This is a genomic window from Allobosea sp. AAP35 (assembly GCF_001295925.1).
In the GTDB taxonomy this organism is placed as follows: domain Bacteria; phylum Pseudomonadota; class Alphaproteobacteria; order Rhizobiales; family Beijerinckiaceae; genus Allobosea.
Map to the genome: position 1 here is coordinate 112,736 of NZ_LJHQ01000050.1, position 7,759 is coordinate 120,494.

Sequence of the window (7,759 nt, forward strand, 5' to 3'; positions counted from 1 at the left end):
GCCGATGGGAGAGAGCCTGCGATGGAAAACAAAGCCGACCGTCTGCCACCGCTTCACCCCGGCGAAGTCCTGCGTGAGGAATTCATGACCCCGCTTGGCCTCAGCGCCTATGCGGTTGCAAAGGCCTGCGGTACGCCACGAACCCGGATCGAACGCATCGCGCGCGAACAGACCGGCATCACGGCAGACAGTGCGCTGCGTCTCGGCAAGCTCTTTGGCACATCGGCCGAATTCTGGCTCGGCCTTCAGGACGATTACGACCTCGAAGCAGCGCGTCTCTCGCTGTCCGACGACATCGCGCGGATCAAGCCGATTGCCGCCTAGCGCGCCCTCGCCTTCTTCGGCCAGCGCAGCGGCCAGGTGACGATGCGGTCGGGCACGTCGTCGTCATGCACGTCGTCCTCGCTGGCGAAGACGCGGTTGCGGACCGCGACGCCGGCTTCGACCACCGTTTCGGGATCGCCCGAGACCAGCGGATGCCACCAGGGCAGGTCGCGCCCCTCGGCCACCAGCCGATAGCCGCAGGTCGGCGGCAGCCAGGGCAGCGTGCGGACGTCGTGGGGCGTCAGCGTCACGCAGTCGGGCACGATGGTCGAGCGGTTCTCGTAGTCCTTGCAGCGGCAGGTGCCGGCATCGAACAGGCGGCAGCCGATATCGGTCGCCAGGATCGCATCGGTATCCTCGTCCTGCAGCTTGACGAGGCAGCAGCGGCCGCAGCCGTCGCAGAGCGATTCCCATTGCTCGCGGCTCATCGCCTCGAGCGAAATCCTGCGCCAGAAATCGTTTGGGTTTCGTTCATCGGTCATGCCGCCTTATGCGCCCCGATGTCCCGCGATGGAAGCGATGTGAGCTTTGCATCCGCTCGTCTCGCAGGCCTGTATCGTTCTGGCGTGCCGAAACGGGACAGGCGCCGTGGCAAGGAATCTGCTGTCCCCGTCAGATCGCGTCGGCGCTACTTACGCTGGGACAAAGAGTGGATATGTAATTCGGGTCCGGCCGGATTATGATGCTCACGCGACCGGATGGGGGCCAAACAATGTCGCTGTCTCAATCGAGGCGGTGGCTTTCATCGGGATGCCAGAACGGCGATGGAGTTCAAGAAAACAGGCTGGACGACCCGACTGAAGCGCTTCGCGCTTGCCGTCGATTCATGGGTCGATGCCGGGCTGTGGGGCGCGGCACGGCGCGCCGGCGATACCTATGAGCGCATTCGCAGCTTCACCGACCGGCTCACGGTAACGGGCGGCCAGAGGCTCGCGGCCGAATTTGCCAGCGAGGGACTGAATGTTGGGATCGCCGGCTCCTTCCTTTTGCTGGCCCTGGCCATCCCGTCCTTCCAGGAGGGGCGCGAGGAGGCTCTGAAGAACCAGGTCTTCGCCGTGACCTTCCTCGATCGCTACGGCGCCGAACTCGGCCATCGCGGCGCGCGCCATGACGATTCGCTGAAGCTCGAGGAGATGCCCGACCATCTGCTGAAAGCTGTTCTCGCCACCGAGGACCGGCGCTTCTACGACCATTTCGGCATCGACATCTTCGGCACGTTGCGCGCCGTCACCGTCAATGCGCGGGCGTCTGGCGTGGTGCAGGGCGGCTCGTCGCTGACGCAGCAGTTGGCCAAGAACCTGTTCCTGACCAATGAGCGCTCGCTCGACCGCAAGATCAAGGAAGCCTTCCTGGCGATCTGGCTAGAGCAGCGGCTGACCAAGAACGAGATTCTGAAGCTCTATCTCGATCGTGCCTATATGGGCGGCGGCACCTTCGGGGTCGCGGCGGCGGCCGACTATTATTTCGGCAAATCGGTGCGCGACGTCTCGCTGGCCGAAGCGGCGATGCTGGCGGGGCTGTTCAAGGCGCCGACGAAATACGCCCCCCATGTCAATCTGCCGGCGGCCCGCGCGCGCGCCAACGACGTGCTCAACGCCATGGTCGATGCCGGCTTCATGACGGCCGGGCAGGTCGACAGCGCCAAGCGCAACCCGGCGACGCCGATCGACCGGCGGCGCGATTCCAGTCCCGATTATTATCTCGACTGGGCCTTCGACGAGGTCCGGCGCCTGGCCGATGACGGCAAGATCGGCCCCGAACGGGTGCTGACGGTCAAGACGCCGCATGACTCCGCGATCCAGGAGCGTGCCGATACGGCCATCGAGTCGATCCTGCGCCAGCACGGGCCGGGCTACCGCGCCAAGCAGGCGGCGACCGCCATCCTGGAGACTGACGGCGCAGTCCGCGCGCTGGTCGGCGGGCGTGACTATGGCGCAAGCCAGTTCAATCGCGCGACATCGAGCCTGCGGCAGCCGGGCTCGTCCTTCAAGCCCTTCGTCTATGCCGCCGCGCTGCAGGCGGGGCTGTACAAACCCGCCACCGTCGTCACCGACCGGCCGGTGTGCATCGGCAATTGGTGCCCCAACAATTACGGACGCTCCTTCGCCGGTTCGATGCCGCTGACGGTCGCTCTGGCCAAGTCGATCAACACGATCCCCGTTCAGATGTCGATCGCGCTCGGTCAGGCGACCGGCGAAACCCATGTCGCGCGCGCCGCCCGCATCGGCCGGCTGAAGATCATCGAGACCAGCCGCGCGATGGGCCTGAATTCGCCGCTGACCGACACGGTCTCGCTGCCGATCGGCGCGGCCGAGGTGACCGTTATCGACATGGCCGCCGGCTATGCCGTGTTCGCCAATGGCGGCAAGCGGGCGCAACCCTATGCCGCGATCGAGATCCAGAATTCGCAGGGCGAGCTGATCTACCGCCATGACCGCGACGAGCCCGCACCCCGGCAGGTGCTGAGCACGCAGGTCGCGCAGGACATGAACTTCATGCTCTCAAAAGTGCCCACCGAGGGCACCGGGCGGCGCGCCGCGCTCGAGGGCGTGGTGACGGCGGGCAAGACCGGCACGACCAATGGCTACAAGGACGCCTGGTATGTCGGCTATTCCGGCAATCTCGTCGGCGCGGTCTGGTACGGCAACGACGATTCGTCTGAAACCGCGAACATGACCGGCGGCTCGCTGCCGGCGATGACATTCAAGGAGATCATGCAGTTTGCCCATCAGGGCCTGGAGCTGAAGCCGATCCCTGGCGTCCTGCCGCCCGATCCGAAGGCCGCGACCGTGGCCAAGGCCAACACCACGCCAGCCACCAGCGTCGCCGCCGTGCCGGGGCCAGGCGCCGGCCATATGCCGCGCCAATCCTTCGAGGTGCTCTCGGCGGTTGGCGCGATGTTCAAGACGATCGAGCCACCACGCCCGGCCGGCCGGCCACTGCAGATCGGCATTCGCGAGGTCTCCGGGAACGGTGAAGTCCGCATCCGGTAGGCGCTCGGCCTGTCGTGCGGTTGACGCGCCGCCACCGGCTGGTTCAACTCGCATCGCCGGTCGCCTGCGAAACCCGGTTTTGAAAGCAAGGCCTTGCGCGTCCTTCCCCTCGCCTATCTGATCGCGCTCGGCGCCGGATTGGGACTGGCTTCGGCGCATTTTGCCGTGGTCGGCCGGCCCTTGCTCGGGATGGTCGAGATCGGCGCGTGGAAGACCTGGCCGCGCAGCGGCGGGCGCGACATCGACCCCTATCTGCGCGCCTATCTCGCCCGGGGCGTGCATCTGCCGCTCGGCGCGGGCGAAGGATTGGAACTGATCGCCGAGCGCGACGACGAGGGCCGCACCCTGGACGGCCAGTGCCGCTATGCATTGACGGGCACGACGCCGACGACGCGCGGCTGGACACTGAGCGTGACCGATGCCGATGGCAGCGCGTTCCGGCTGCCGCTCGACCGCAGCGGCTTCACCGATGCCGAGATCATCCGAGACGAGAGCGGCGCCATGCGGATCGCTGCCGCCTCAGTGCCGCAGGCCGGCAACTGGCTGCCCCTGCCGGCCAGCGGGCGCCTCCAGTTCCGCCTGAGGCTCTACGATACCGCGATCGCCACTCAGGCCGGCGAGACGCGGCCCGAGAGCCTGCCCCGCATCACGCGGATCGACTGCCCATGACCACCGCCGATCGAGAGGTGACCGAGACCGGGGACGCCGCAAAGAGCGAGGGCGCATCGGAGCGGGAAATCACCCATTCAAATCCCGCCAGGCCTCCGGGTCGGCCCGTCCCCTTGCCGCTCGCGATGCGGGTCTCGGCCTGGGGCCGGATGCTGCTGCTCACGACGCTCGCCGGGCTCGTGCTGGCGGGAATCGTTCATATCGTGACGGTCCTGCTGATCCCGGTGCTGTCGACCAGCGATGCCAATCATGCCTATCGTGCGCTGGGGGCCGGTGGCCGCGCCGATCTCGTCTCGACAGGCGACGCACGCGCCCTGCCGCAGCCGCGCGAGGCGGATGCGGCTTCGGTCACGGCCGTCTGCAGCTATGATCTCACGGCCGGGCCCATGCGCGTGGTGGCGCGGGCAGGCACGCTGCCGCTGGGCCTGACGCTGCACCGCCGTGGCGGCGGCGTGATCTATGCGATCACCGACCGCGCGGCGATCCGGGGCGTCGTCGAGTTCCTGGTGATGACGGAAGAGCAGCGCGACGAACGGATGGCGCGCGACGATGAGGGCGAAGCCGCGCGCGAATTGCGGGTGGTCTCCGACACCGATCAGGGGCTGATCGTGGCGCGCGTGCTGGTGCGCCATCCTTCCGACCGCGCCGATGCCGAGGCGCTGGCGACGGGCATTGCCTGCGGCCTGGCCGACTGAGCTTCAGCCCTTGTAGACGACGGGAGCCTTGCCGCCGCCATCGCCATCGCCTTTGGGCTCCTGCCCGGCCCCGCCGAAGACGCCGATCAGCGGCAGCTTGCACAAGGGTGCGGCCTCGGCTTCGAGCGCCATGATGGCGCGTTCGGCGCGGATGGCCTCCCGCGAGGGCATCTCGACGACGAGATTGGCCAGGGCGTAACGGTAGCTTTCGATGCGGAACCCGACACGCTCGCAGACCCACAGGATCAGGCCTTCGTTCTCGACGACGCGCGCATGGGCCGGGTCGATCTGCGTCGGCGCGACATGGGGCGAGGCCTCCGCTGCCCGCATCCGGACCCGGTCGGCGGCGACCACGCGCATCGCATTGGCCCGGAACGGGCCGATCAGCAGACGGTCGGCATTGGCGTCCTCGGCCAGCCGTGCATAGCGCGAGGCCTGCGAGGAAAAGCTGCCCCCGGTCAAGGCGTTGAAATAATCCGACACCGCGCTCGACTGCATTTGAACCGGAAGGATCCGGGCATGGGCGAGGTCCGAGATGCGGGCCTGGAAGACGCTGCGCTCATGGCCCGGCATGATGAAGCGCCAGGCACGGTCGCGCAGCTGTTCCTCGTCGTCGGTGAAGCGGAAATGCGAGGCGGCCTCGCCCCGGAACGTCGCCGACCAGAACCCGACCTGGGGCGCGACGAGCTGGCTGAAGACATCCGGGCGCGGACGGCCAAGATCGCCCGGCCCGGCGCAGGCTCCGGTCAAGGCGGCGAGCAGCAGCGCGACACGGTGCCAGCCGCGCCGACAGGCGAGCCGGCGGAGATCGGCACTGATCCGCGTCACGCCGGCTGCCGGGCGCTGGTCGCTTTGCGGGGCCGTTTCGCAGCGCCGGCCGGCGTGCTGGTCATGCTGCGGGACCGGCGCCGAACCGTCGGTTCGGCTGCGACGGGCTCCGCCTGCCTTTCATAGCGAACACCGGTGAAGAACAGGATCGTCGCCGGAGCCGGCGCCGATTCGGCCGGTGCGTCGGACAGCTGCGCCCGACGATGGAGCGCAAGGGGGATGACGTCGGCCATGATGCGCCTCCATGTCTTGCCACTTTGGTGGTCTCGGCACTTGGGTGGTCTTGGCACCTGAGTGGTCTTTGGCACCTGGGTGGCGGGTCGCAGGGTCAAGTGGGCTTTCCGTTCCGCATCAGGCCCCGACATGGTTAACGCTCCCTTAAAGCCTCGGGGATTACGCTTCCCCAACGTCCAGAATCACCTGTCGAGTGTCCCATGCCGTCGCGAATTTCCGCCGAACTCGCCCATCTCGCCCGCCTCGCGCGCGATGGCGGCCTCGATCTCAGCCAGGTTTCGCTGCGGGTGAAGGCGGATCTCCTGATGTCGACGCCGCAACCGGCGCCCGACGATCTCGCTGTCTTCGCCGAGATGGCGGTGGCGCTGATGCCCGGCGTCGATGAGGCCACAGCCGTGATCCTGGCCCGCAAGCTTGCCGGCTGGCGGCATGTGCCCGAAGCGGTGCTTCTGGCGCTCGGGGCGCGCGGCGGGCCTGTGCTTGCGGCCCTGATCCGGCACGGCATGCCGCTGACCCCGGCCGAGGCGGAACAGTTCGCGGCCGCTCAAGACCCCCTGCTGGCGGCTGCGCTGGCGGAGCGGCCTGATCTCAACGCCGCCGCAACCCTGATCCTGGTCGAGCGCGCCGACCGCGCGATCGATTTTGTCCTGATGGCGAATGCGGCCATCGATCTGCCACGCGCCGCGCTCGATCTGCTTTTGTCACGCGCACGCGAGGATGCCGGCTATGTGCAGCCACTATTGGCGCGGCACGATCTGTCCAGCGCCGAACTGGTGCCGCTGTTCCTGTTCGCCGGACCGCAGCGGCGGCTGGCCATGCTCGATTCTTTGGCCGCGCTCGATTCGCTTGGTCAAGCCGAGCGCCGGCTCGCGGTTTCCCATGACCTTTTCATGGGCTGGCTCGCCATGGCGGCGGATGATCCGATCAGCGCGTTTCGAGCGGTGGCGAGCCATCTCGGCGGGGGAGAAGGCCTGGCCCTGGCGATCGCGACCGATCGCTCGCGCGATCTCGCCGCGCTGGCCCTCACGGCGGCAGGCCTCAGCGTCGAGGACGCGACGCGCTTCCTGATCCGGCTCGGCGACGACGCCGCCCATTCGGTCGAACGGATCTTCGCAGTCGTCGCGCTGATGCGCAGCGTGCGTCCTTCGGTGGCGTTTCGGTTGGTGATGCAGGTCAGCGGCACGCCGATGCCCGCGCCCGCACGCCGGGGCCAGCATCAGCCGGCGATGGACCCCAGCGGCACGCCTGCGCGGATCGGGCCGGCGCGGATCGAGAACCCCGCAAGCGCGAGCGACATCCTTCGCAAGATCGGCTCCCGGCGCGATCAGCGCTGACGGGTCGTCCGCGATCGGGCTTCAGTCGCTGGCGAGATCGAGCCGGGGATCGCCCAGGCGGTTCTCGATCTCGACCAGCCAGAGATCGGAATCGAAGCGCAACTCGCGCGCGACACGCTCCTCGACGCTGCCGGGATCGCTATCGAGGATCAGCTGGAAGCGGCGCACGCCATCATCCTGCGCCAGGGATTGCGGCGCGGGACCATAAAGGGCTGCGGTGCGATCGAGCCGGTCGAGCTTGACGAAGATGGCGCCGGCCTCGGCAGAGCCCCGACGCCTCAGCACGGCGACGAGGCCGTCATGGGCCGCCTGGCGCAGATAGGCCGACACCCAGAAATCGCTGGTCAGACGAGCCATCAGCAAAGATCTTCCGTTTTGTCAGTTTTCCGCGCTGCGGCGCGGCGCGGTCGATTTTGCCTGGGCGACGCCGCGCACATCAGCCGGCGGGCGGATATCGGCGCCATTGATCAGATCGGCAATCGGATCTCGCGGCGACGGCGCGCGGGCCGCGGGCGCCGGCGCGGCGACGGTGCGCGTGACATTGGTCACGGCGGCCGGCGGGCGGGCGGGAGTCTCACGGACCACCGCCTCGCGGCTGGCCTCGCGGGCCTGCTGGGACAGGTCGTTGGGACGCGCGGGCGGCAGCGGCGCCGGCGTCATCGTGGCGGGCGCAGCCGGATTG

Annotated in this window: 9 protein-coding genes and 1 pseudogene; 5 read left to right on the top strand and 5 right to left on the bottom strand. The window is 68.2% G+C overall.

All coding sequences use genetic code 11. From position 1 onward, the window contains the following. Positions 1–21 precede the first annotated feature (21 nt). Positions 22–324 (top strand): HigA family addiction module antitoxin, encoded by a 303-nt coding sequence (locus IP69_RS16880; protein ID WP_054143995.1) that lies wholly within the window; start codon positions 22–24, stop codon positions 322–324. Here IP69_RS16880 and IP69_RS16885 read toward each other — a convergent pair. Continuing rightward, entirely contained in the window at positions 321–806 is a 486-nt protein-coding gene (locus tag IP69_RS16885) for a YcgN family cysteine cluster protein (RefSeq protein WP_054143996.1), read from the bottom strand. The genes IP69_RS16880 and IP69_RS16885 overlap by 4 nt on opposite strands. Before the next feature lie 282 nt (positions 807–1,088). Here IP69_RS16885 and IP69_RS16890 point away from each other — a divergent pair, with 282 nt between their 5' ends. The 3 genes from IP69_RS16890 (at position 1,089) to IP69_RS16900 (ending at position 4,681) form a co-directional block, all read left to right on the top strand. Then, positions 1,089–3,317, top strand: a complete 2,229-nt coding sequence (locus tag IP69_RS16890; RefSeq protein WP_082359409.1) for a PBP1A family penicillin-binding protein — start codon at positions 1,089–1,091, stop codon at positions 3,315–3,317. A gap of 93 nt (positions 3,318–3,410) precedes the next feature. Further along, entirely contained in the window at positions 3,411–3,986 is a 576-nt protein-coding gene (locus IP69_RS16895; protein ID WP_054143997.1) for a DUF1214 domain-containing protein, read from the top strand. Continuing rightward, positions 3,983–4,681 carry a hypothetical protein gene (locus IP69_RS16900; RefSeq protein ID WP_054143998.1) on the top strand — a complete coding sequence of 233 codons (699 nt, stop codon included), beginning with the start codon at positions 3,983–3,985 and terminating at the stop codon, positions 4,679–4,681. The genes IP69_RS16895 and IP69_RS16900 overlap by 4 nt, the downstream gene beginning before the upstream one ends. A 3-nt stretch (positions 4,682–4,684) precedes the next feature. On the opposite strand, the gene IP69_RS16905 is transcribed toward IP69_RS16900, so the two are convergent. Both IP69_RS16905 and IP69_RS16910 read right to left on the bottom strand, forming a co-directional pair. Continuing rightward, positions 4,685–5,509 carry a hypothetical protein gene (locus IP69_RS16905; RefSeq protein ID WP_054143999.1) on the bottom strand — a complete coding sequence of 275 codons (825 nt, stop codon included), beginning with the start codon at positions 5,507–5,509 and terminating at the stop codon, positions 4,685–4,687. Beyond that, on the bottom strand, positions 5,506–5,742 hold the full coding sequence (locus IP69_RS16910) for a hypothetical protein (protein ID WP_054144000.1): 237 nt from the start codon (positions 5,740–5,742) through the stop codon (positions 5,506–5,508). The genes IP69_RS16905 and IP69_RS16910 overlap by 4 nt, the downstream gene beginning before the upstream one ends. Positions 5,743–5,943: 201 nt before the next feature. Here IP69_RS16910 and IP69_RS16915 point away from each other — a divergent pair, with 201 nt between their 5' ends. Beyond that, the gene (locus IP69_RS16915; RefSeq protein WP_054144001.1) at positions 5,944–7,077 is read left to right on the top strand and encodes a DUF2336 domain-containing protein; all 1,134 of its coding nucleotides are present in this window, start codon (positions 5,944–5,946) and stop codon (positions 7,075–7,077) included. 21 nt (positions 7,078–7,098) lie between these two features. On the opposite strand, the gene IP69_RS16920 is transcribed toward IP69_RS16915, so the two are convergent. Together IP69_RS16920 and IP69_RS22175 are read right to left on the bottom strand one after the other, a co-directional pair. Then, complete coding sequence (locus IP69_RS16920) at positions 7,099–7,434, bottom strand: DUF1491 family protein (RefSeq protein WP_054144002.1); 336 nt, start codon at positions 7,432–7,434, stop codon at positions 7,099–7,101. A 21-nt stretch (positions 7,435–7,455) separates the two neighbouring features. Next, positions 7,456–7,759 (bottom strand): annotated as a pseudogene (locus IP69_RS22175) (hypothetical protein); the annotation flags it as partial.

What these genes read in the sequence shown, in the direction of transcription:
- IP69_RS16880 (WP_054143995.1), top strand. Translation starts at nt 22, where the DNA reads ATGGAAAACAAAGCCGACCGTCTGCCACCGCTTCACCCCGGCGAAGTC.
- IP69_RS16885 (WP_054143996.1), bottom strand. Translation starts at nt 806, where the DNA reads ATGACCGATGAACGAAACCCAAACGATTTCTGGCGCAGGATTTCGCTC.
- IP69_RS16890 (WP_082359409.1), top strand. Translation starts at nt 1,089, where the DNA reads ATGGAGTTCAAGAAAACAGGCTGGACGACCCGACTGAAGCGCTTCGCG.
- IP69_RS16900 (WP_054143998.1), top strand. Translation starts at nt 3,983, where the DNA reads ATGACCACCGCCGATCGAGAGGTGACCGAGACCGGGGACGCCGCAAAG.
- IP69_RS16910 (WP_054144000.1), bottom strand. Translation starts at nt 5,742, where the DNA reads ATGGCCGACGTCATCCCCCTTGCGCTCCATCGTCGGGCGCAGCTGTCC.
- IP69_RS16915 (WP_054144001.1), top strand. Translation starts at nt 5,944, where the DNA reads ATGCCGTCGCGAATTTCCGCCGAACTCGCCCATCTCGCCCGCCTCGCG.
- IP69_RS16920 (WP_054144002.1), bottom strand. Translation starts at nt 7,434, where the DNA reads ATGGCTCGTCTGACCAGCGATTTCTGGGTGTCGGCCTATCTGCGCCAG.